The following is a 22,391-nucleotide window of genomic DNA, read 5'->3' on the forward strand; positions in this document are numbered from 1 at the left end:
GTGCTCATTCCGCAGCCTCCAGGGTCAGCGTGGCCATCGGCTTGAACTCGTGCTTGTCCTTGCCCGAGGCGCGCTCGGACCAGGGGTCCACCTGGGCGAATTTCTGGCTGAAGACAAAGCGGTCGTAATAGGCTTTGCGCTTTTCGGGATCGTCCAGAATTTGGCGGCGGATCTCGTCATAGCCGATGCGCTTGGCCCATTTGTAGATGCGCTCCAGATATCGCGCCTGCTCGCGGTACATCTGCGTAAGCGCGACGATCACCTCCAGCGCCTCGTCCTCCGATCTGACCAGGCCGAGCTTTTCCGTGCCCTTGATATCGAGGCCCGCCGCGCCCGCGAAGTGGATCTCGAAGCCGGAATCGACGCAGATGACGCCGACATCCTTGCAAGTGGCTTCCGCGCAGTTGCGCGGGCAGCCAGAGACGGCCATCTTCACTTTCGCGGGCGTCCACGAGCCCCACATGAATTTCTCGATTCGGATGCCAAGGCCGGTCGAGTCCTGCGTGCCGAAGCGGCACCAGTCCGACCCGACGCAGGTCTTCACCGTGCGCAAGCCCTTGGCATAGGCGTGGCCGGAGACGAAGCCAGCCTTGCCGAGATCGGCCCAAACCTCGGGCAAGTCCTCCTTCTTGATGCCCAGCATGTCGATGCGCTGGCCGCCGGTGACCTTCACCGTGGGGATGTTGAACTTGTCCACCACATCCGCGATGGCGCGCAGCTCCGCAGCACTCGTCACGCCGCCCCACATGCGCGGGACCACCGAATAGGTGCCGTCCTTCTGGATATTCGCGTGAACACGCTCATTGATGAAGCGCGACTGGTAGTCGTCGGCATATTCGTCCGGCCAATCGCAGACGAGATAGTAGTTGAGCGCCGGCCGGCACTTGGCGCAGCCGCAGGAGGTCTTCCATTCCAGCTCCTGCATGACGGCTGGAATGGTCTTGAGCCTCGATGCCTTGATCAGCCGGCGCACGTCGTCGTGGCCAAGGTCGGTGCAACCGCACATGGGCGTGACGGCGGCCGGATTGAAAGCGTCGCCGAGCGTGAGCTTCATGAGCTGCTCGACAAGCCCTGTGCAGGTTCCGCAGGAGGCGGAGGCCTTGGTGTGGGCCCGCACGGCGTCAAGCGTCGTCAGGCCTTTTTCTTGAATGGTGCCGGTGATCTTGCTCTTGCATACGCCGTTGCAGCCGCAGATTTCCGCATCATCCGGCAAGGCTGCAACGGCCGCCATAGGGTCCAGTTGCCCCCCTCCCTGGTAGGCCTGTCCGAAAATCAGGGTTTCGCGCATCTCCGAAACATCGGTGCCCTTTCTCAGCATGTCGAAGAACCAGGCCCCATCCGACGTCTCGCCGTAGAGAACCGCGCCGAGGATACGGTTTTCCTTCAGTACCAGGCGCTTGTAGACGCCGGCACTGGCATCGCGCAGCACGATTTCCTCGCGATCCTCGGCATCGGCGAAATCGCCAGCGGAATAAAGGGTTACGCCGGTAACCTTAAGCTGTGTCGCAGTTTCCACCGGCCGGAAGGCCGCATCCTGCTTGACCAGCGTCTTGGCCGCCACCTTGGCCATCTCATAGAGGGGAGCGACGAGCCCGTAGCAGATGCTCTCGTGCTCCACGCATTCTCCGATGGCGAGAATGTCAGGATCGGAGGTTACCATCTGGTCGTTCACGACAATGCCGCGCTCGACATAAAGGCCCGCATCGACCGCGATGCGCACCTCAGGCCTGATGCCGACGGCCATCACCACGATATCTGCCGGATAGATCGTGCCGTCCTCCAGAAGCACGGCTTCCACCTGGGCATCGCCAAGAATGGCCTTGGTCTGCGCCTTGCAGTGAATTTTTATGCCCCTGCCCTCCAGTTCCTTCTGGAGCAGATAGCCGGCGGCGGGATCGAGCTGGCGCTCCATGAGATGGCCCATGAGGTGAAGCACCACCACGTCCATGCCGCGCAGCCTGAGCGCGGCCGCAGCCTCCAGTCCCAAAAGGCCGCCGCCGATCACCACCGCCTTGGCGCCGGGCCTGCCGGCGGCGGCCACCATGGCGTCGACATCATCGAGGTCGCGGAAGGCACGCACGCCCGGCAGGTCCTTGCCGGCGATCGGGATGATGAAGGGCGCGGAGCCGGTGGCGACGACGAGCTTATCGTAAGGCGTCTCGCCGCTCCTGGAGAAGACCACCTTCGCCTTGCGATCGATCTTCGTCACCGTCTCGCCGAAGCGGCAGTGGACATCATTGGCCGCGTACCATTCCGCGTCATGGGTGACGATCTGGTCGTAGGTCTTCTCACCGGCCAGCACGGGCGAGAGCATGATGCGGTTGTAATTTCCGCGCGGTTCGGCTCCGAAGAGCGTCACATCGAATGCACCGGGGGCTGCCTCGAAGAGGTGCTCGAGCATGCGGCCGGAGGCCATGCCGGCGCCGACCACCACGAGTTTCTGAGTCATTTGAACAAGTTTCCTCTTTGTTTCGCGTGGCGCTTTCAGGCGGGCTGCAGGCCCGCTTGGCGGCGCTCCATCTGGCGGATGGCGATGTGCATCCAGACGAGCGAGCCGGCGACGATGACGAAGAGCGCCATGAAGCAGCTCGTCCAAAGGCCGGTCACGTCGTTGAGCCAGCCGAAGAGAAGTGGCAGGAAAAAGCCGCCCAGGCCGCCGATCATGCCGACAAGGCCGCCCACCGCGCCCACATTTTGCGGGTAATAGACCGGGATGTGCTTGTAGACCGCAGCCTTGCCGAGGCTCATGAAAAAGCCGAGCACAAAGATAACGGCGATGAAGGCCCACGGTCCGATCTCAAAATGGGCTGCGATGGGGCCGTTGACGCCACGCACCACATAGTCCGTGGGCGGGATGGACAGGATCAGCGCGCAGACGGCCGAGACGGCAAACGTCCAATACATCACGGTGCGCGCGCCCGAGCGGTCCGAAAGCGCGCCGCCATAGGCGCGGAAGACCGAGGCGGGGATGGAATAGGCCGCGCCGATCATGCCGGCTGTTGCGATGTCGAACCCGTAGACCCCGATCAGATAGCGCGGCAGCCACAGCGAAAGCGCCACGAACCCGCCGAAGACGAAGAAGTAGTAGAGGGCGAAGCGCCAGACTTGCAGGTTTTTAAGCGGCTCAAAATCCGCGGCGAAGCTGTGCTGCGCACCCTGCCCTGCCCGCCGGGCGCGGATCACCGGGTCGTCGCCCGTGGTGAACCAGAAGAGGATGGCCATTGCAGCGAGCGCCAGCGCCCAAACCTGCGCCACCGCTTCCCAGCCCCAGGCGACGAGCACAAAGGGCGCCAGGAATTTCGTGACTGCCGCGCCCACATTACCGACGCCGAAAATGCCAAGTGCCGTGCCCTGCTTCTGGGCTGGATAGAAACGCGAGACATAGGCGACGCCCACGGCGAATGAGCCGCCGGCGAGCCCCACGCCAAGCCCCGCCAGGAGCAGATGCGCATAGGTGTGGGCGAAGGAGAGGAGAAAGGTGGCGATCGCCGCCGCGAGCATAGTGACGGTGTAGACCAACCTGCCGCCGTAGCGGTCTGTCCAGATGCCGAGCGCAAGGCGCACCAGCGAGCCGGTGAGGATCGGCGTGCCCACAAGCAGGCCGAACTGGGTTTCCGAGAGGCCCAGTTCCTCCTTGATGCGCACGCCAATGATGGAAAAGATCGTCCATACCGCGAAGCAGACGGTAAAGGCGATGGTGGACATGCTGAGCGCGCGGACCGGTGTGGTGGTTGGCGCGCTTGAGGCTGGCTCATGTGAGGTCATGGGTCGGTTCCATCCAACTGCTCGTGTCCAAACTGCCCGGAGGGGCCGACCAAAAGAAAAGCTGCCGGCCAGATCTCGCACGCCCACCGCGGTCAACGTGGGTGCAAGACTGATCGGCAGCTTTGCCCGAGCGCCCTTCGCTGGACGCTTCTTTCTGGTCCCCTCTGGGTTCCGCCTTTTACTATGCAGATTGCGTGCCAGTTTTGCTGCAGCGCGATAAGTGCAATTATATCAAAGGATTGAAATGGAATGGTGCCGTGGCTTCATCTTTCGCGCGGCGAAAAGCGCTGCCGAATGTTGCAGCGCGATGTTTATTTCTTAGGCAATTGAAGTTTGCGCCTAAAAAATAGGCTCTTTGCTGCAGGCCTCCTGACCGGCGGCGGCGTTCCCGAACCATTCAATCCGCAAAAGATCAAATGGAAGGGTCGCTGCCTTTACCGGCAGGACGTTGGCCCGCGATATAGGCGTCGAGCTTGTCGGGATCGAAAACGGCACCGTCGAAGAAGCCGCCCGCGCCTGGAGCAAGTGCGGCGCCCTCTGGCTTCATGTCTTCCACCGGCACGGGAACACCGAGCGGCTGGAGCGCGGCGCGATAAAGGTCCGGCCGGAAGGAATTGCGGGCTTTTTCCGCATTGGCAGCGCTATGCGCCACCTGCCCCCAACGAACCATCTGCGAATAGAGCCAAAGCGCATGGCTGCGCCAGGGGAAAGTAGCCGCCCGCGCGGCGGGAAGGAAGAAGTCCGGCACGTTTTGCAATCCGTGGCCGGTGTCGAGCCGACCTTCGAGCGCGCCGAGGACGATTTCAACCGGCTGGCCGAGATAGCGCTCCCCGGCAAGGATCTCTGCCAGTTCGGCGCAGTTGTCCGCTTTCCCGCACCATTCGGCCGCGCGGTAAAGCGCGCGCAGGAGGCGGAACAGCTCCTCTCCGTTCGCTGCGGCCCAATCGGCGCGCACCCCCAGCACCTTCTCGGGGCTCGACTTCCAGATCGCGGCCTTGACCGCCGCGATATGCGCATGACCCCGGGCGACGGCGACGCTGCTCCATGGCTCGCCGACGCAGAAACCGTCGATGCTTCCCGCAGCGATCGCGTCTGGCATCAAGGGCGGCGGCAGCACGGCGACATCAAGGTCCCGCTCGGGATCGATGCCGCTCGCGGCCAGCCAGTAGCGGAGCTCGAGATTGTGCCCGGAATGGGGATGAACGACGGCAAAGCGAAGCCGGCCTTCCGCTGTCCCGCGCCTTCCGGCGATAACCTGCCTTAGGGCATTCCCAGCCGCAGCGGGATCGCCCACGCCTCGGGCACCGGCGCTCTCCATCTCCTTCCAGAGCGCGCGGCTGACGCTGATCGCGTTTCCGCCCAGCCCCAGCGCCATTGGCGCCACCAGGTCCAGGCGGATTGGCGTGAGGCCGAGCGTGGCGGCGATCGGCATGGGCGCCAGCATGTGCGCGGCCTCGAAGTGGCCGACAGCGATTCGGTCACGGATGCTGGCCCAGGAGGTTTCCCGCACCAGGGTAAGATCGATGCCTTCGCGTTCCGCGAAGCCTTTTTCCTTCGCCGCGACCAAAATGGCGCTGTCGAGCAATGGCAGGAATCCGGCTGTGATTGCATGCGTATCGGCCATAGCGGTTACTCCTCGAGCAGCCCCGCGGCCAGAATGAGGCTCTGGGCGATCTCCGAAATCTTCCGGTTCTGGTTCATGGCCGTGCGGCGCAGGAGCGCGTAGGCCTGCTCTTCCGTAAGGCCGCGCGAGCGCATGAGTATCCCTTTGGCGCGGTCGATCAGCTTGCGGTTTTCGAGCTCGCTTCGCGCGTCCTCCAGCTCGCGCGCCATGCGCGAATAGGCGTTGAAGCGGCTGATGGCCATGTCGACGATCGGCTTTACGCGATCCTGCCGAAGGCCGTCGACCACATAAGCGGACACGCCCGCCTCCACGGCCGCCTCGATGGCGCTCTGATCCGACTGGTCGACGAACATCGCGATCGGCCGCTTCACGGCGCGGGACAGGCTGAACATGCTTTCAAGCATGTCGCGATTTGGGTTTTCCAGATCAATGACGATGACATCCGGCTCGACGGCCGCGATTCGCTGCGCGATTCCATTGACGTCGTGCACCACCGTCACGAACTCATGGCCTGCCTCGCGCAAGCCCGCCTCTATGATGGCGGCGCGCACCGTATTTTCATCGATAACCAGGACAGAAAGCGACCGAGGCGACATGCCTCTATTTTGCGCATGCACAATGATTGTGCAACGCAAAAAAATCACAAGGGCGAAAGACGAATGTCAGGCGTAGAAGATACCGTTGTCGCCGGCAGGCGTCGCCTCCTCCCGCTCCACGGCGGAGAGGCTGGATTTCTCCCCAAGCTCGACCAGAAGCCGCAGACGGGCGCGGTTAAGCCGGCTCTTGATTGTGCCTATGGCGCAATTGCAGATGGTGGCGGCTTCCTCATAGCTCATCCCGAGCACGCCGATCAGCATCATCACCTCGCGCTGCTGCTCAGGCAGCCGCTGAATGGCATGGTGAATCTCAAGACCGCGCGCCGACCATTCCTGGGTGGCGTTCACCACCGGCCGCGCGGAAACGCAATCGGCCGTTCCCGGCGCTTCCCGCTTGGCTACCTTGATCTTGGTGTAGAACGTGTTGCGCATGATCGTGAAAAGCCAGGACTTCATGCTGGTCCCGGCTTCGAACTGATGCAGGTGTGAAAGGCCTTTCGTCAGCGTCTCCTGCACCAGGTCGTCGGCATCGTTCGGGTCGCGGTAGAAGGTTCTCGCGAAAGCGCGCAGCGCGGGAATGAGGTCTACGATCTCGGAGCCGGGATGCCTGGGGGCGCTGTCTCTCTCATATCGGGACGGTGCCATTCCAAATCCCTTCTCTTACGACGAATCTTTTCGGCTGTTCGCGGGATTAATGCGCGATGGCGGTGGGAGTTCCAAAAGCCGGAGGAACTTGGCAAAGAAACTCGCCGGACCCTTACGCGATGCCCGCCCGGCATTTGGCACCCCGAATTATACGGAATTCAAGCCGCCGCAGGGCTTTGCGCCCGCAGCGCCGGATGGGCTGTCGCCAGTTCGTCTTCCTGCGGGTGTGAGGGATCGAGCTCAATCAGCCCCACGGTCTCACCCTCCTCGAAGATGATCCTGGCGGCAAATTTCGCCGCTAAGGCCCGCATGGTGTTGTTATTCGGGTGTGTGGTCACGTAAAGGCGCGTATAGCCGAGCGATCGCGCATGGGCGATGAGCCGCTCGAAGAGCCGGCTTCCCAGCCCCCGATGCTGCAATGCCTTTTCAACGCTGAAGGCGATCTCGCCTGTCGGCGGGGTTAGCTGGGGCCGCTCGTGCAGTTCCGCAGCGCCGAGCACCTGCCCCCCTTCCACATAACCGACCACCGTTGCGCCCTCGTGGAAGCTTCGGATCGCATATTGCTCGAGAAATTTATCGCTGATGACGCCGTTGAAGCGGTCGCGCCGGCTTTCCTTATCCAATCTCAAGAGATGCTCGCGGAAAAGCTCGAGCTCGGATGGCCTCAGGCGCCGTATCACCCCTGGGAGCATATTCGTGGATTTTATTGCTTGGACCATAAGCCGCACTCCTCGCGGGTTCCTCCCCGAGCTGTTCGACCGCTAGCCCCTTATCTGTGTGGAAAAACCTGCTTAACAAGCCCTGATCATGCATCGCGGCATTGTAAAAAATGCATGACCTGGCAATCTGGACCTATAGCGTCATCTTTTTGTGATTATATCTGGAATTGCGCTGAACTATTAGCCATATTGGTTTGCGACATACAGCGAAGGGTTTCTCATGCGGCTTACCCGGCAAACGAATTATGCAATTCGAATTCTGATGTATTGCGCGGCGAATGAAGGCCGCCTCAGCCGGATTCCCGACATTGCTCAAGCTTATTCCCTGTCCGACCTTTTTCTTTTCAAAATCCTTCAACCCCTGGTCGAGGCCGGGTTCGTGCAGACGGTGCGCGGCCGCAACGGTGGTGTGAAGCTTGGCAAACCGGCCGAGGACATCACTTTGTTCGACGTCATCCGTGTCACGGAAGAGAGCTTTGCCATGGCGGAGTGCTTCGAGAACGATACGGAGTGTCCGCTCGTCGATGGCTGCGGGCTGAATGAGGCGCTGCGTAAGGCGCTAGGCGCATTCTTCGAGGTTCTTGCCTCCTACACGATCCAGGATTTGGTCGACGCGCGCCCGAACATGCGCGATGTATTGGGCTTGGAAGTGCAGCAAGTTCCATTAGCCACAACCGTCTAGGCAGAGAATATCAGACCATCGCCGTCTGCGGCAAAAGGAAGGGTGTGGGTCCGTCCGGGAGCGCACCCACTTTCAGCTGACAATCGAAGACCTCCGATAACAGCGCATCCTGCATCACCTCCTCCGGCGTGCCGCCGGCGACGCTTCGCCCCTGATGCATGATGACCACGTGATGCGCGAAGGCGACCGTCAGGTTCAGGTCGTGCAGCACGGCCACGACCCCGCCACCGGCTGCGGCGAACTCCCTGGCGATCCGCAGGACAATGAGCTGATGCTTTATGTCGAGGCTTGATACCGGCTCGTCGAGGAGGAGATAGCGGGGCTGCCCCAGACATGGCGTCCAGACCTGGCATAGCACGCGCGCGAGCTGGACCCGCTGCTGCTCGCCCCCGGAAAGCTCCTGGTAAAAGCGGCCGGCAAAGCCGGCAAGGTCCACCTTCTCCAAGGCGCGCTCGGGAAGGCAGTTATCCCGCGCCGCGCTGTACCCTCTCATGATGCCAAGGCTCACCACTTCGCGCACCGTACAGGGGAAGGAGAGCGTTGTGCTTTGGGGCAGAACGGCTCTTACCATCGCGGCTTCGGCGGGCTTCATCCGGGCCAGCTCCTGTCCGTTGAGGGTTATGCTTCCCCCATATGGCAGATCGCCCGAAATGGTCTTGATCAGCGTGGATTTGCCCGAGCCATTGGGGCCGACAATGGCGGTGACGATGCCCGGCTCGGCGGCAAAGTTCACATGGGAAAGAATGCGCTTTCCGCCTATGGAAACGTTAAGGTCCCGTGCTTCGATCATGCTTCTGCTCAAAGGTCGAGGATGCCGCGCCTGCGCAAAAGCACCCAGAGGAAAAAGGGCGCGCCGAAGACGGCAGTGACAATGCCGATCGGCAGTTCCGCCGGCGCAACAATGGTGCGGCTTACGGCGTCGGCGATCAGCAAAAGGCTGGCGCCCAAAAGGGCGGAAGCGGGAAGCAGATAACGGTGGTCCGGGCCGATCACGAGACGAAGCAGATGCGGCACAACGATGCCGACGAAGCCGATGCCGCCGGTAAACGCCACGGACGCCCCCGTGGCCGCCGCCACCGCCAGAATCGCCAGCGCCTTGATGCACTGAACCGCCACGCCAAGATGCCGGGCGGAAGGCTCGCCCAGAGCTAGCGCATTGAGTCCGCGGGCGAGAAACGGCGTGACGGCAAGCGCCACCGCGATGACTGGCGCTGCCGCCCCGATCTTGGTCCATGTCGCGCCGCCGAGAGAGCCGAGCTGCCAGAATGTGAGGTCGCGCAGCTGGCGGTCGTCAGCGATATAGATGAGGATGCCGGAGAGCGCGCCGGCCAATGCCGCCAGCGCGATGCCTGCGAGCAGCATGGTGGCGATGGAGGTTTGGCCCCGCCTTGTGGCCACACTATAAAGAATGAGGGTTGTCGCCAGCCCGCCGACGAAGGCCGCGAGCGGTAACGCATAGATGCCCAGCAAGCCAACCGCAGGTGCAAGGAGGGTGTGGCCAAGCACGATGACGGAAATCGCGCCCAGCGCAGCCCCGGCGGATACGCCGATGATACCGGGATCAGCGAGCGGATTGCGGAAAAGCCCCTGCATCAGAGCGCCGGAGACCGCCAATGCCGCGCCCACAAACATGCCGAGCGCGATGCGCGGCAGCCGAATCTCGTTGATGATGAGGCGGTCGCGCGCCGAAAGCGCGCTTTCAGCCCCGCCGCCGAGCCAGCCTTCAAGAACCCCGATTACCGATGCATCGGAAGCTCCGGTGGCAATGCTCATTGCGGTGACTGCCAAGAGCAGCAGGATGAGCAGAGCCAGCACAAACCTCGCCCGCGCGGAACGGTCCCCTTCCGGCCCCGCGGCGATGCGTCGGACGAGGATTGTTTCTGCCACTTGGCTCATGGTCGGTTGGCGATGGAAGCGCCGTAAAGTGCGGCGGCCAGATCACGAATGGCTCCGGCCGTGCGCGGCCCGAACCCGAGCAAATAGCTGCCGTCCATGCGCACCACGGCCTTGTTGCGGCCAGCCGACGTGGCCGCGATTGCCGCATTTGCGAAAAGCTCCTCGTCGCCGACGTCCAGGCCTCCGCCCCGATTCATCATCAGGATGACGTCCGGCCGTGCCTCTATGATCGCTTCCGCCGATACTTGCTTATAGCCCGGAAAGGCGCTGACGGCATTGAGGCCGCCGGCCATGCGGATGATCCCGTCGGCTGCGGTGCCGGTCCCTGAAGCCAGAATGCGGCCGTCCTGATTGCTCAGGATGAAAAGCACGCGCTTGCGTTCCGCGATGCCTCTTGTTACCGCCTCCGCCTGATCGATTTCTGCGCCGACACTTGCGGCAAGTTTCTCGGCCTTCTGCGTTTTTCCCAAGGCGGCGCCAACGATGCGTATCTTGTTCAAGATGCCGTCACGGTCGAATTCTTCCGGCACGCGGACCAGCGGCACACTGCCCTTCGCGAGTACATCCATTGTTTCGGGCGGGCCGCTGCCCTCCAGCGCGAGGATCGCCGTGGGCGCGACCGAAAGCACGCCTTCCGGCGAAAGCTGGCGCATATAGCCGATGTCGGGAAGCTCCCTGACCTGCGGAGGGAATATGCTCGTCGAATCGCGCGCGGCCAGCAGTTCCTCTTCGCCCAGCGCATATACGATCTCTGTAAGAGATCCTCCAATCGCAACGAGCCGGGAGGGGTCTGCGAAAGGCTCGGGCAGATCTTGCTGGGCATGGGCTGAAAATGAGGAAAGGATGCCTGCCAGTAGTAGAGTGGCCGGCCTGATCACTGCCGCAAGTCGAGCAGCAGGCCGAAAATTGTCTGCCCGTTTCCGCCGGATCTCCTCCGGTCGCACCGTCCCCACAACAGTCATTCCAGCGCCTATTTGTTGAGAATGAGCTTGCCCTGCTTCGTAATTTTCAGGCGGTAGAATGATCCGCCGTGGGCGATGACGATCTCCTGCGCGCCGCGGAAAAGATCCTCGCTCGCAAAGGTGCGCAAAGACGGCGCATTGTACGGAAGCTCGTGCTCGTGCTTTGCCGTCGGCGGCTTTCGATCCAGAGAAAATTCAGCGTTCACGTTCAATGCCCCTGGTCTAAGCGCCTGGCTCGCATCGGGGGCTGGCTGGGCGATCTCACTGTGATCTGATTTCTTGACATCAATAATCAACTTTAATAGGAAGCGCAATACCGGATAGATTTACTCAACATTTGAATGCCGGGGGCAAAGGCGAGCCAGCAATCCCGCTCGGGACGAGCCAGCGAAGGCCTAATCGAGAGATTAAGGGGATTCGCAATGAAGGGGCTTTTGGCTCGCCATCGGATGGCAATGCTTGTCTGTGCGACCGTTGTCGTGAGCATTTCGGCGGCGGCAGCCGCACAAGAGGCAGGCGGTCAAACCGCTGAAGCAGCAGCAACAGGCCAGCCAGGCACGACGCAGTTAGACAGAATTACCGTTGTCAGCCGCACCGGCGAGACGCCGATCGAGACCATGGCTTCGGTGAGCCATGTGGGCGAGGAGCGGCTGGAGCGGCGGATGGCCACGACGCCAAGCGACCTTCTCTACGGAGTTCCCGGCATCAACATCTATGCCGACGGACAGCCCTCGGTGACGAACATCAACATCCGCGGCCTGCAGAATGCCGGCCGTGTCGCGGTCATTGTCGATGGCGCCCGCCAGAACTTTCACAAGAACGGCCATGATGTCTCGCGGATGTTCTGGATCGACCCGGAACTCGTAAAGCAGGTCGACGTGATCCGCGGGCCGAGCGCCAACACCTTCGGCTCGGGCGCTATCGGCGGCGTCGTCTATTTCGAGACAAAGACGGCTGAGGATTTTCTGCGCGAGGGAGAGACCCATGCGCTTTCAACGACGGCGCGCTACGAATCGAACGGCTCCGGCTGGACCACGAGCGCCACGGGCGCCTACCGGCTCACCGATGACTTCTCCGTCCTGGGCAGTGTCGTCTGGCGCGACTATGGCGATTATGACGACGGCGCCGGAAACACGGTGGAAAATTCCGGCTTCGAAATCCTGAGCGGGCATGCAAAGGCCACGCTGAAGCCGACGGAACTCAGCGAGTTTACGCTCGGCTGGACGGGCTCGCGGGACGAGTGGTCCACGTCCGACGAGGTGGACAACGAGCTCAAGGGCAACACCTTCACCGGCGAATTCAAGATCTCCGGCGAGGAGGAGAAATGGCTTAACCTCAATGTGAAGGGCGCCATCAACTCGATGGACCTTACCGAGACAGAGGTGGGCGGCCAGACCGAGTACGAGCTCCAGACATCGAGTTTCGACATCTGGAACACCTCCTATTTCGATACCGGCGTCATCCGGCACGAACTCACCGTGGGCGGCGACTGGGTCTACGACGATTTCACCTCCAGCACGGGGACGGGCGCGGATTTCTTTAATCCGGCCGGTGAGCGCACCGTCTGGGGCACCTATATCCAGGACAAGCTGACCTATGATTGGCTGGAGGTGGTCGGCGGTCTGCGCTACGACGCCTATACGCTCGAAGCTTCCCAGGAAAGCTCCGACGACCGCATCTCGCCGCGCCTCAGCGTGGGCGTGTCGCCCTTCCGCGAGGGCCTGCTTTCAGGATTGCAGATCTATGGCTCCTATGCCGAAGGCTATCGTGCGCCGAGCACGTCCGAGGCCTTCATCAGCGGCATGCATCCCTTTCCGCCCTTCCCGTTCCTTCCCAATCCCGATCTGAAGCCGGAGACTGGCAAGACCTGGGAAGCGGGCGTGAACTATACCGCCGAAGGGCTTTTCCGGCCCGACGACGCATTGCGGCTCAAGGCAGCCTATTTCCACAATGACGTGGACAATTTCATCACGACCGAGACCATTTTCATGGGGCCGGGATCGGCCTGCGCCTTCTCCCCCATGGGATTCTGCGTGCAGTACCAAAACATTCTCAAGGCGGAGATCGATGGCTTCGAGCTCGAAGGCTACTATGACGCCGGCCGGTTCTTCGGGGGCTTAAGCGTTTCCATCATTGACGGCCAGGAAATCCAGCAGGACGGGACGCGGACCGATCTCGCGACCATTCCGCCGACCACTGTGACCGCCGATCTGGGCATGCGCTTCCTGCAAGAGCGGCTGACGGTCGGGGGCGAGGTGCAGTTCAACGAGGCCCCGAAGGGATCGAGCTTCGCCGAGGACTACACGCTCGTAAATATCTACGCGAACTACCAGGCCACGGAGAACCTGCGGCTCGACTTCCGCGTCGACAACCTCTTCGACGAGAAATACGTCGTCCCGCTCGTCGATACGGCCGGTGGCTTCGACTATCAGCCCGGGGTGACGTTGAAAGTCGGCGCCACCCTGCGGCTCGGGGGCTGACCATGCGCGGGCGGCTTGCATCCTGGCTGATCGTGACACTCATGGCGGACGCCGGACATGTTCTGGCCCAGGAGGGCGGCAACGCGCCCGTCCTCTCGCTTGAACTCAACGGAGCCGAGCCAAGCGAGCGCGGGTGCAGGCTGACATTCGTCGCGGCGAACCGGCTCGGGCAAGATATAGCCCGGGCCGCCTACGAGGTCGCACTGTTCGGCAAGGACGGGCTGGTCAAGCGCCTCACTGTCCTCGACTTCAAGGAATTGCCCGACAGCGAAACGAAGGTCCGCCAGTTCGTCATGCCGGACATGGATTGCGCGGATCTCGGACGTGTTCTCGTCAACGATGCCACCGCCTGCGAAGGGCCGGAAGCCGCCGCCTGCATGAGGCGGCTGGAAACCGCCACGCGCGGCGCGGTGGCCTTCGGAAAATAGGCCAGCAAGCAGAAAAGCCAGCAAGGATAAGGAAAATGCCCGCAGGACTAATCGATTCCATTGCCTCTCTCCTGGAGCTCGGCGGCATCGTCGTGGCCTTGATCCTGGTTCTCTCAATTTTCGCGGTCGCGATCATTCTCCTCAAATTCGCTCAGTTCTGGCGCGAGCGGGTGGGTCGCCACCGCGGGGCGGAACGGGCACTGCATGCCTGGTTTCACGCCGGCCACGGCGAAGCGCGGCGCATGGTGGAAGGGGACCGCTCGCCGGCGGGCGAGGCGCTTGCTGCTTCCATGCGGCTTGCAGCGATGCGCAATGTTCCCAAGGACGCGATCGAGGACGAGGTAGCCCGCATCGCGCTCTCGCGTTTGCACGATTTGCAGCGCGGCTTCCGCGCGCTCGACGCCATCGCGCAGATCTCGCCGCTGCTCGGTCTCTTCGGCACCGTGCTCGGCATGATCGAGGCATTTCGCCAGCTCCAGAATGCCGGCAATGCGGTGGACCCCTCCATGCTCGCCGGCGGCATCTGGGTGGCGCTTTTGACGACGGCCGCGGGCCTTGCGGTCGCCATGCCCGTCTCGCTCCTTCTCACCTGGTTCGAGACCCGCGTCGAGAACGAACGCGTGGCGATCGAGACGATGACGAGCGCCGTCCTCTCACACCGAGGTGCACACAGGCAGCCGGAAGGCGAAACCCATGCAATGGCGGCAGGCACGGGAATGGCCCATGCGCATTGACCTTCCCGTTCCCCGGCGGAGGCCGCTGTCGATGACGTCGCTCATCGACATAATTTTCCTGTTGTTCCTTTTCTTCATGCTTTCCTCCACATTCCTGCGCTTCGCCGAGGTGGAGGTGACGGGCGGTGCCGCCTCCAGCGCCGCCAGAGGGGAGGCGCCCGATATTCTGATCCGTCTCGACAGCCAAAGCTGGCAGGTGAACGGCGTCTCCACCGATCCCGAGCAGGGAATGACGGAACTGAAGCGGCTGCAAGAAGTGGGGGCCGAGAAGGCGGTGCTTCTCGTTCGCGAAGAACTTTCCTCGCAGGATCTCGTCGGCGCGCTCGAAAGGATCCGCCGCGAAACGTCACTCTCCGTCACCGTGGCGAGGTGATCCCACATGCTGCGCCTTTCCCGCCCCCTGCCCCGACGCCAGCGCGAAAGCACGATCGCTCTTATCAATGTGGTCTTTCTGATGCTCGTGTTCTTTCTTGTGGCTGGCTCGCTCGCGCCACCGATCGACAAGGAGATCGAGCTGATCTCGACAGCGATGACCGAGCCCAGCGCCCCGCCAGACGCGCTTTTTGTCACGGGTGAAGGAGAACTTCGCGCCCGCGGCGAAACAACGACCGTTGCAGCCTTCATCGAAGATCTGACGGCAGGCGGCACGGAGGCAGATGAAATCGAGGTGAAGCTTGCGGCCGATCGCAATCTGCCGGCCGTGCGGCTGATCGAGATCGTGGGAGAGCTGCGCCAGGCGGGAGCCGCACGCATCAGCATCGTGACGGAGATCGCCGAATGAAATGGAAGCGGTCCCACTGGATGCTGGCAGTCGGTGCCTCCTGCGTCATCCATGCGGGCGCGGCCGCGCTGATCGAGCCTTCCAAGGAAGAGGTGCTGGTCGAGAGTGGCGGAAGCGGCGTGATCGTGCTCGGCAACAATGTCTTCGCGGACATGTCCGCCATGGGCGAGGAATCGGAAATCGTGGAGCCGGAGACGGAGATCCCGGCGGCGATTGTGCCGCCGGAGCCGACTGTCACCGCGCCGGAGCCGGCCGAACCTTCGCCCGCTGATATCGCCGTACCGGCGGAGACAACAGAGCCCTTGGGGCCTGAGGAGGAGGTGGCGATGCTGCCCATCCCGCGGCCGACACCCCGCCCGCATTACACTCCACCGAAGGTCGAGCCGCGCCAAGGCCAGCCGCCCAGGCAGGCCCCCTCCCCGCGCCAACAAACCGAGGAAAGAAAGGAAAGTCCGAAACGGCAGGCCACGTCACGTGGTTCGCGCGGTCAGAACACGCAAAATGCAAGGCGCGGTTCATCGGAAGGCAGCCGGACGGCAAGCGGAACGGAAAGCCAGGGGCCGGGGCGTTCACGGCAAACCGGCAATGCCGCAACTTCCAACTACCCAGGAAAGATCGTCGCGAAATTGCGCCGTTCGCTGCGCTATCCGCGCGAAGCCCGGCGGCAGCGCCTCGGTGGGGAGGTGCGCGTCGCATTTACGGTAACGCAGGACGGACGGGTAAGCGGCATTCGCATCGTGCGCAGCTCCGGCTCGCCTGTTCTGGACCAAGCAGCCCTCGAGACGGTCCAGCGAGCGGCCCCTTTTCCCAAAATACCGGCCGAAGCGGGCCGACCATCGTGGCCCTTCACGGTCCCCCTCGAGTTCAAACGTTGAAAGGATGTCTCCCATTTTTCACATTACCGCATTTCACCAATTGGCCGCCTCGCGTGGCGAGGGCTTGAGACAGGAGTTTCTCGAACTCTTGCATCAACGGGCCGAACGAGTTGATCCTGCCGTGCGGGAGATCTACCCGGAGCGGCAGGCTGGTCCCGATCCGGCGCAGCGCATCGACGGAACGTTGCCGAAGAACGTTCTGTTGTTTCCTTCCGGCGACCACCGGAAGATCACTGGTACCTTAATTGCGGAACTGACGGGGAATTGAACATGTTTATCGCAATGAATCGCTTCAAGGTCGTGGCAGGCCAGGAAGAGGCCTTCGAGCAGGTTTGGAAGAACAGGGATTCAAGCCTCGCCGAGATGGCAGGTTTTGTCGAATTTCGCCTGCTGCGCGGCCCGCAAAACGAGGAGGAAGGCTACACGCTCTATGCCTCCCACACGATCTGGAAAAGCCGGGACGATTTTGTTGCCTGGACGAAATCGGAGAATTTCCGCAATGCCCACAAGAATGCCGGCCAGAACAAAGGGCTATATAAGGGCCCGCCGGCTTTCGAGGGCTTTGAGAGTGTTGAGGGGGCGTAAGGGCAATTTCCGCATGTTGGCCGCGCCAGAAAGCGCGCCGTTAGAATTTGCGGCTCACATAGATTGAGCCTTCCAACCCGAACCTCCACTCTAGCTCGGCGGCGCGCGTGATGCCGATGCGCGTGCCGCTTATGGCGCATGCTTTTGCGTTCGACAGATCCAGTCTGAAGGGCGGTTGATCGAGACCGCGCCCGTCAAGAGACCGGTCGATGCCGAGTGCCTCCCCTACCCGTCCCGGACCGGAACAGAGCTGTTTCAGGGAAATCGTCCGGCGGCGCTCCTGCATCAGTTCGATGCCCGCGGTGGGCTCCAGGGCACGGATGAGGACCCCGCTGCCCGGCAGGCAGACGAAGTTCAAACACCAATGAATACCATAGGAACGGTAGACGTAGGCATGCGCAGGCGGGCCGAACATCGACCTGTTTCGGGCGGTAGGACCGCGGAAGCTGTGGGAGGCCGGCTCTTCTCGATCATAGGCCTCGGTCTCGACGATAATGCCGCCCGCGGACCCGACGAAGAAATTCGCTCCGATCAGATCTTTCGCGACAACGACAGAGGGACGTGAAAAGAAAGCGGTAAGAGACATGATCAAGAAGAGGGTATCCAGACTGTCTGAATTGCAGGATGGAAGCGAGGGGTCAAGGCCGGAGTGCGGAAGCCGCTGTTAGCCTGCCCTATTGGAAAGCTGTTATACCCGTCCCAACTATCCTATCTTGAAAAAGCGGAGAAGGTGCGGATAGCCATATGAATGAATTCTCGCGTGGGCCTGGAGGCGGCGGCGGCAAACGCCGCCTGTTGACAACGCAGGCTCGCGAAAAAGCAAAATCGTCTTACAGCGAGTAATTTTGACCTTACGCAACACCATCTTTGAGGGCCGGAAGCGGATGGCAGGCAGGCTCCTGCCGTCTGACGTTTCGGATCGCGCCGCCTCAAGCCCAGTGAAGCGGGCTTTGCGATGGCTTGTGCTCATGGCGCTTGCCGGGGTGTTCGCGCTTAGCATCCTGATCGCCTGGGCAATGGAAGGCACCCCGTGGAAAGAGATTGCCGACCAGCCTGCTTCCGCGCAAGCCGGGTATGTTCCCAGATCGGCATTCCCGCGGCATCTTGTCGATGCAGTGCTGGCGGTGGAGGATCGCCGCTTCTACGGACATTTCGGGCTGGATCTGCGGGGCATTGCCCGGGCCGTCGTCAGCAATTTCCGCGCCGGCGAGATCGTTCAGGGCGGAAGCACCATCACCCAACAGCTCATAAAGATCGCGTATCTGCAACATGACCGGACATTCAAACGAAAGTTCCAGGAAGCGGTGATCGCGATCTGGCTGGAACAGAAGCTGGGCAAGGAAGAGATCCTTACCCGCTATCTCAACAGCATCTATCTCGGCGCCGGCGCCACAGGAATGCCCGCTGCGGCGCGCGTCTATTTCCACAAGGACGTACAAGACATCGATCTTGCCGAATCGGCACTTCTTGCGGGCCTGATCCGCGCCCCTTCAATGCTCAATCCGTTGGAAAACCCCGAGGGTGCCAGAAAACGCGCGGAACTCGTTCTGGACCTCATGGTCATCGACGGCAGGCTGGACGCGGCAGAGGCCGAACAGGCAAAGCGGCGCTATGCGAAGTTGCGCCTTGCACCGGGCGCTCGCTCGCAGACACTGCCGGCGGCCGGAAACCTGGGCTCGGTCCCGGAATGCAACATCCAGGCCTGCACGCGGGCATACCGCTCGTTCCGCGCCTCCGACTGCACCTATCAGCCTTATAGTGGCCCGCGCCAGCTGTGTGAAAAATAGAACTCACACTTTCGACACGAAATCGGCGGCAATGCGCATTTCCCGCAGCGGACGGACCTTCGTGATCGTCTCGGAATAGATCGGATGCGCCTTGTAGGCATGGAGTGCAGCCTCGTCGCGGAACTCCGCATAGACCACGACGTCGACTTCGGTCCCCAGCTGGTCGACCTTGCGGTTAAGGCCCACTTCGAAGAACTCGCTGTGCGGAATCCGGCCGAGCCCATTTAGATCCTCGGCTATGCGCTGGATATCTTCCTCATTTTTCGCGCTGAAAAAGACAATGTGACGAATCATGGGGCTGCCTCCAAGGCTCTGGCGGGAAAACGCGCCGTAGCGCAGCGGAAGTCAATACGAAAATGGGCCGCGCCGACAGGCGCCGCGACCCTTGGGCATTTCCAATGAATGTAGCAGATTCAGTCCAACTGATTCCGGTGGCGCATGGATGGCGATGCCCTGTCACGCCATTTCAGGCCGGATGCCGACGGCTGTCCGATCGATCACCTCCCGCAACGCGAAAGCGGAATTGAGCTTGATGACATGAGGCATGGCGGTCAGCCATTCCTTGTGGATGCGCTCGTAATCTTCGAGATCACGTGCGGTTATCCTCAGGATGTAATCATATTCGCCGGACATTAGGTGGCAGGAAAGCACGTTGGGGCAACGCTTCACCGCAGCCTCAAATTCGCTCAGGGTCTTCTCGAACTGCCCGGAGAGAGAAATATGCACGATCACCGTCATCCGGTGGCCAAGTGCCGCGTTTGAAATCCGGGCGTGGTAACCCTTGATGGCGCCGGACTTTTCTAGATTGTCGAGCCGCCTTGAACAGGCCGACTGGGAGAGCCCCACCTTTTCCGCGAGGGTTGCGTTGGGCATGCGACCGTCCTCCTGAAGGGCGGTCAACATGGCAATATCAATCCTATCAAGGGGCATCGTTCGAAACTTCTCCTACAAAAAGCCCCAGTCACGCAAGAAATAACGAATTTGACCGGAGCGAGCAAATATATTCACAAGGACCTTCCAGCCGGTTTGTGGTTCCCTAGAGCAATTGAACAAAGCCAGTTGGAGGTGGCAATGCGTATCGGATGTCCCAAGGAAATCAAGAACCATGAATACCGGGTCGGCCTGACCCCGGGCTCGGTACGCGAATATATGGCCCACGGCCACGATGTGCTGGTCGAAACTGGCGCCGGTGCCGGGATCGGCGCGGATGACAATGCTTACCGAGCTGCGGGCGCAGAAATCGCCAAATCGGCCGAAGACGTGTTTGCCCGGTCGGACATGATCGTAAAGGTGAAAGAGCCGCAGCCTTCGGAATGGGTGCAACTTCGTGAAGGCCAGATCCTCTATACCTACCTCCACCTGGCTCCGGATCCTGAGCAAACCAAGGGCCTGCTCGAAAGCGGCGTGACGGCGGTTGCTTACGAAACCGTGACGGACGCGCATGGCGGCCTGCCGTTGCTTGCCCCGATGTCCGAAGTTGCCGGTCGCCTCGCGATCCAGGCGGGAGCTACGGCTCTGCAAAAGGCAAATGGCGGGCGCGGCGTGCTGCTTGGGGGCGTGCCGGGTGTGCTGCCTGGCAAGGTCGCCATCATCGGCGGTGGAGTGGTCGGGCTTAATGCGGCAAAAATGGCGGTGGGCCTCGGCGCCGACGTGACGATCATAGACCGGTCAATTCCACGGCTGCGCCAGCTGGATGACATCTTCAACGGGCGCATCCACACGCGCTATTCCACTGTCGAAGCGATCGAAGAAGAGTGCTTTTCAGCCGATGTGGTGGTCGGCGCGGTGCTCATTCCGGGTGCCGCCGCGCCAAAGCTCGTCACCCGCGAGATGCTTTCCGGCATGAAGAAAGGTGCCATTTTGGTGGATGTGGCGATCGATCAGGGCGGCTGCTTCGAGACCTCGCATGCCACCACCCATTCCGATCCGACCTATGAGGTGGACGGCATTATCCACTATTGCGTCGCGAACATGCCGGGTGCGGTGCCCGTCACCTCCGCGCATGCGCTCAACAACGCGACGCTGCACTATGGTTTGCAACTGGCCGGCAGGGGGCTAAGGGCTCTTGCGGACGACCAGCACCTGCGCAACGGCCTCAACGTGCATAAGGGCCGCATCACGAACCGCGCGGTGGCGGATTCTCTCGGCTATGAAATGATCGAGCCAAAGGCCGCCCTCGCCGCCTGATGCGCGCCGGCCTCCTTTGTGCGTCTTTTTTGACGCACAAAGCTGCTCGTAACCTGTCCGCCTGCTCGGGCGGACTTTGGCCAAGAATTACGGGCGCAGCAGCACGTCCGCACGTGCATCGGAGGAAAGCTCCCTCACCGTCTCTTCCTTCCGCCAGACGGGAGAGAAACCAAGCTTTTGGTAAAGCGGCAGCGCCGCCGGGTGGTCGAGGGTACATGTCTCGACTGAAACGATGCGCGGCTGGTGTTCCCATGCCGCCTGAATTGCCGTTCCCAGGAACCAGCGGCCGAGGCCGCGCCCGACGGCATGCGGCATGAGTCCGAAATGCACGAGCCGGCACTCCTCTTCCGAAAGCAGACGCAATTCGAAGAAGCCGGCCGGCGCTCCGTCCATGTAAAGGACGCGAATATCGGTCTTCGGGCTGTCCAGCCTCTGCTTGAGATCGGCGTCGGAAAGCGTGAGCGCCGCCGTCCAATGCCAGTCCCGGCCGACACGGTCGTAGAGATATCGGTAAAAATGCAAGGGAATGGAACGGCACCGGAGCAGCGCCAACGGCATTCCCGAAGGGAAAAGCGGATGGCCGGGCGGGGGCGCATCCATCCGCAGGTGCGTCACCACTGCCGCCAGGGAACGCGCTTTGGAGAGGGGTTCCTTTCCGCTCATTTGTCCCCCGTCACCACCGGCGTATCCTGATGCCTTCCCCACTCGCTCCAGGAGCCGTCATAAAGGCGGTTGTCCTTATGGCCGAGGGATTCGAGCGCTAGCGTGATCACCGCCGCCGTTACGCCGGAGCCACAGGAGGTCACGACTGGCCTTTCCAGATCAATGCCCGCGGCCTCCAGCTTTTCCCGGAGCCGATCAAGCGGCAGAAGCTCTCCGTTCTCCGATAGGGAGGCGGCAGGAACACTCACGGCTCCCGGCATATGGCCGCCGCGAAGGCCGAGGCGCGGCTCCGGCTCGGTGCCGGCAAAACGGCCCGCCGAGCGGGCATCGGCAATCTGCGCTTCCTCTCGCTCGACGATGCGCCGCATCTCCTCGAAAGGAACCACCCGGCTCGCATCGAATTCAGAAACAAAGGCCGATGGAGCGATTTTCGTCCTCTCGCCCGTCACGGGGCGCCCCTCCGACCGCCAGCGCTCAAAGCCGCCGTCGAGCACGAAGACCTTCTTTGCGCCCATGACCCGGAAAAGCCACCAGGCGCGCGGGGCGGCCAAGAGGCCCGGCCCATCATAGACGACGATGGTGTCGTCCTTTGAGATGCCCATCGAACTCGCATGGCGCTCGAAGGTCAGCGGGTCGGGGAGCGCATGGGGCAGATCGGAATCCGTGTCGACGACGAGGTCGTGATCGAAGAACACCGCGCCGGGAATATGCGACGCCTCATATTCAGCCCGCGCGTCGCGGCCGGGGAAATACCAGGACCCGTCCACGATTGACAGGCCCGGACTGCCGAGACGTTCCTGCAGCCAATCGGGCGAAACGACAAAGGGGCTCTTTTCACTCATGCTACACACCTGAAGCTAGGGTGATCATCCACCCAATTGCGCGGAAAGAAAAGATGAGGTCGCAACGATCGATGATGCCGAGGAACGTTGCTCCGGCAAAGGCAACATATGGCTGCCCGCGTAACAAAGTCTCGGATCAC

26 protein-coding genes and 1 pseudogene are annotated in these 22,391 nt (G+C 61.9%); 12 read left to right on the top strand and 15 right to left on the bottom strand.

Translation table 11 applies throughout. The features are described 5' to 3' along the window. Window positions 1–4 precede the first annotated feature (4 nt). From nirB to GNP00_RS00465, 6 genes are all read right to left on the bottom strand, one after another. Window positions 5–2,449 carry a nitrite reductase large subunit NirB gene (gene nirB, locus GNP00_RS00440; protein ID WP_011580790.1) on the bottom strand — a complete coding sequence of 815 codons (2,445 nt, stop codon included), beginning with the start codon at window positions 2,447–2,449 and terminating at the stop codon, window positions 5–7. 35 nt (window positions 2,450–2,484) lie between these two features. Next, entirely contained in the window at window positions 2,485–3,765 is a 1,281-nt protein-coding gene (locus tag GNP00_RS00445) for an MFS transporter (protein WP_011580789.1), read from the bottom strand. Between the two features lie 412 nt (window positions 3,766–4,177). Next, on the bottom strand, window positions 4,178–5,389 hold the full coding sequence (locus GNP00_RS00450) for a CmpA/NrtA family ABC transporter substrate-binding protein (RefSeq protein WP_011580788.1): 1,212 nt from the start codon (window positions 5,387–5,389) through the stop codon (window positions 4,178–4,180). 5 nt (window positions 5,390–5,394) lie between these two features. Continuing rightward, on the bottom strand, window positions 5,395–5,985 hold the full coding sequence (locus GNP00_RS00455; RefSeq protein WP_011580787.1) for an ANTAR domain-containing response regulator: 591 nt from the start codon (window positions 5,983–5,985) through the stop codon (window positions 5,395–5,397). 66 nt (window positions 5,986–6,051) lie between these two features. Further along, window positions 6,052–6,630, bottom strand: coding sequence for a sigma-70 family RNA polymerase sigma factor (locus tag GNP00_RS00460; protein ID WP_011580786.1), 579 nt, complete (start codon window positions 6,628–6,630; stop codon window positions 6,052–6,054). Window positions 6,631–6,788: 158 nt separating this feature from the next. After that, window positions 6,789–7,349, bottom strand: coding sequence for a GNAT family N-acetyltransferase (locus GNP00_RS00465; RefSeq protein ID WP_166015684.1), 561 nt, complete (start codon window positions 7,347–7,349; stop codon window positions 6,789–6,791). Window positions 7,350–7,569: 220 nt separating this feature from the next. Between GNP00_RS00465 and rirA the strand changes: the two genes are divergently transcribed. Continuing rightward, window positions 7,570–8,031 carry an iron-responsive transcriptional regulator RirA gene (gene rirA, locus GNP00_RS00470; protein ID WP_011580784.1) on the top strand — a complete coding sequence of 154 codons (462 nt, stop codon included), beginning with the start codon at window positions 7,570–7,572 and terminating at the stop codon, window positions 8,029–8,031. Between the two features lie 10 nt (window positions 8,032–8,041). Here the strand turns inward: rirA and GNP00_RS00475 are convergent, their stop codons facing one another. From GNP00_RS00475 to hemP, 4 genes are read right to left on the bottom strand one after another with little or no spacing between them, the layout of a single operon-like run. After that, window positions 8,042–8,821 carry a heme ABC transporter ATP-binding protein gene (locus GNP00_RS00475; RefSeq protein WP_041544659.1) on the bottom strand — a complete coding sequence of 260 codons (780 nt, stop codon included), beginning with the start codon at window positions 8,819–8,821 and terminating at the stop codon, window positions 8,042–8,044. Window positions 8,822–8,829: 8 nt separating this feature from the next. Further along, a complete protein-coding gene (locus GNP00_RS00480) occupies window positions 8,830–9,927 on the bottom strand; it encodes a FecCD family ABC transporter permease (protein ID WP_011580782.1) in 1,098 nt (365 codons plus the stop codon). After that, the gene (locus GNP00_RS00485) at window positions 9,924–10,889 is read right to left on the bottom strand and encodes a heme/hemin ABC transporter substrate-binding protein (RefSeq protein ID WP_011580781.1); all 966 of its coding nucleotides are present in this window, start codon (window positions 10,887–10,889) and stop codon (window positions 9,924–9,926) included. The genes GNP00_RS00480 and GNP00_RS00485 overlap by 4 nt, the downstream gene beginning before the upstream one ends. Before the next feature lie 8 nt (window positions 10,890–10,897). Continuing rightward, window positions 10,898–11,203, bottom strand: coding sequence for a hemin uptake protein HemP (hemP, locus tag GNP00_RS23215; protein WP_246259322.1), 306 nt, complete (start codon window positions 11,201–11,203; stop codon window positions 10,898–10,900). A 108-nt stretch (window positions 11,204–11,311) separates the two neighbouring features. Between hemP and GNP00_RS00495 the strand changes: the two genes are divergently transcribed. The 8 genes from GNP00_RS00495 (at window position 11,312) to hmuQ (ending at window position 16,772) form a co-directional block, all read left to right on the top strand. Beyond that, window positions 11,312–13,369 (top strand): TonB-dependent receptor domain-containing protein, encoded by a 2,058-nt coding sequence (locus GNP00_RS00495; protein ID WP_011580779.1) that lies wholly within the window; start codon window positions 11,312–11,314, stop codon window positions 13,367–13,369. Between the two features lie 2 nt (window positions 13,370–13,371). Then, window positions 13,372–13,797: a hypothetical protein gene (locus GNP00_RS00500; protein ID WP_011580778.1), complete on the top strand. Its 426-nt coding sequence runs from the start codon at window positions 13,372–13,374 to the stop codon at window positions 13,795–13,797. A gap of 35 nt (window positions 13,798–13,832) precedes the next feature. Then, a complete protein-coding gene (locus tag GNP00_RS00505) occupies window positions 13,833–14,531 on the top strand; it encodes a MotA/TolQ/ExbB proton channel family protein (protein ID WP_011580777.1) in 699 nt (232 codons plus the stop codon). 31 nt (window positions 14,532–14,562) lie between these two features. Continuing rightward, the gene (locus GNP00_RS00510; protein WP_246259324.1) at window positions 14,563–14,904 is read left to right on the top strand and encodes a biopolymer transporter ExbD; all 342 of its coding nucleotides are present in this window, start codon (window positions 14,563–14,565) and stop codon (window positions 14,902–14,904) included. A gap of 6 nt (window positions 14,905–14,910) precedes the next feature. Further along, complete coding sequence (locus GNP00_RS00515; protein WP_011580775.1) at window positions 14,911–15,312, top strand: ExbD/TolR family protein; 402 nt, start codon at window positions 14,911–14,913, stop codon at window positions 15,310–15,312. Beyond that, entirely contained in the window at window positions 15,309–16,187 is an 879-nt protein-coding gene (locus tag GNP00_RS00520; protein WP_011580774.1) for a TonB family protein, read from the top strand. The genes GNP00_RS00515 and GNP00_RS00520 overlap by 4 nt, the downstream gene beginning before the upstream one ends. A gap of 64 nt (window positions 16,188–16,251) precedes the next feature. Further along, window positions 16,252–16,455, top strand: a complete 204-nt coding sequence (locus tag GNP00_RS00525; protein WP_166015686.1) for a hypothetical protein — start codon at window positions 16,252–16,254, stop codon at window positions 16,453–16,455. A gap of 2 nt (window positions 16,456–16,457) precedes the next feature. After that, window positions 16,458–16,772 carry a heme-degrading protein HmuQ gene (gene hmuQ / locus GNP00_RS00530; RefSeq protein WP_011580772.1) on the top strand — a complete coding sequence of 105 codons (315 nt, stop codon included), beginning with the start codon at window positions 16,458–16,460 and terminating at the stop codon, window positions 16,770–16,772. 40 nt (window positions 16,773–16,812) lie between these two features. On the opposite strand, the gene GNP00_RS00535 is transcribed toward hmuQ, so the two are convergent. Next, window positions 16,813–17,358, bottom strand: a complete 546-nt coding sequence (locus GNP00_RS00535) for a DNA-3-methyladenine glycosylase (RefSeq protein WP_011580771.1) — start codon at window positions 17,356–17,358, stop codon at window positions 16,813–16,815. 382 nt (window positions 17,359–17,740) lie between these two features. Here GNP00_RS00535 and GNP00_RS00540 point away from each other — a divergent pair. Continuing rightward, window positions 17,741–18,397 (top strand): annotated as a pseudogene (locus GNP00_RS00540) (transglycosylase domain-containing protein); the annotation flags it as partial. Next, the gene (locus GNP00_RS23220; protein WP_246259347.1) at window positions 18,392–18,559 is read left to right on the top strand and encodes a BA14K family protein; all 168 of its coding nucleotides are present in this window, start codon (window positions 18,392–18,394) and stop codon (window positions 18,557–18,559) included. The pseudogene GNP00_RS00540 and the gene GNP00_RS23220, both read left to right, overlap by 6 nt. Before the next feature lie 3 nt (window positions 18,560–18,562). On the opposite strand, the gene GNP00_RS00545 is transcribed toward GNP00_RS23220, so the two are convergent. Together GNP00_RS00545 and GNP00_RS00550 are read right to left on the bottom strand one after the other, a co-directional pair. Next, window positions 18,563–18,853: a Dabb family protein gene (locus GNP00_RS00545; protein WP_011580769.1), complete on the bottom strand. Its 291-nt coding sequence runs from the start codon at window positions 18,851–18,853 to the stop codon at window positions 18,563–18,565. Window positions 18,854–19,015: 162 nt separating this feature from the next. Beyond that, window positions 19,016–19,489 (bottom strand): Lrp/AsnC family transcriptional regulator, encoded by a 474-nt coding sequence (locus tag GNP00_RS00550; protein WP_011580768.1) that lies wholly within the window; start codon window positions 19,487–19,489, stop codon window positions 19,016–19,018. A 141-nt stretch (window positions 19,490–19,630) separates the two neighbouring features. On the opposite strand from GNP00_RS00550, the gene ald reads away from it, so the two are divergent. After that, window positions 19,631–20,746, top strand: a complete 1,116-nt coding sequence (gene ald / locus GNP00_RS00555) for an alanine dehydrogenase (RefSeq protein WP_011580767.1) — start codon at window positions 19,631–19,633, stop codon at window positions 20,744–20,746. Window positions 20,747–20,833: 87 nt separating this feature from the next. Here the strand turns inward: ald and GNP00_RS00560 are convergent, their stop codons facing one another. Next, window positions 20,834–21,409 carry a GNAT family N-acetyltransferase gene (locus GNP00_RS00560; RefSeq protein WP_011580766.1) on the bottom strand — a complete coding sequence of 192 codons (576 nt, stop codon included), beginning with the start codon at window positions 21,407–21,409 and terminating at the stop codon, window positions 20,834–20,836. Further along, window positions 21,406–22,251 (bottom strand): 3-mercaptopyruvate sulfurtransferase, encoded by an 846-nt coding sequence (sseA, locus tag GNP00_RS00565; protein WP_011580765.1) that lies wholly within the window; start codon window positions 22,249–22,251, stop codon window positions 21,406–21,408. Before sseA ends, GNP00_RS00560 begins: the two co-directional genes overlap by 4 nt. Between the last annotated feature and the right edge of the window lie 140 nt (window positions 22,252–22,391).

This window comes from Chelativorans multitrophicus (genome assembly GCF_011317445.1).
GTDB classification, from domain to species: Bacteria; Pseudomonadota; Alphaproteobacteria; order Rhizobiales; family Rhizobiaceae; genus Chelativorans; species Chelativorans multitrophicus.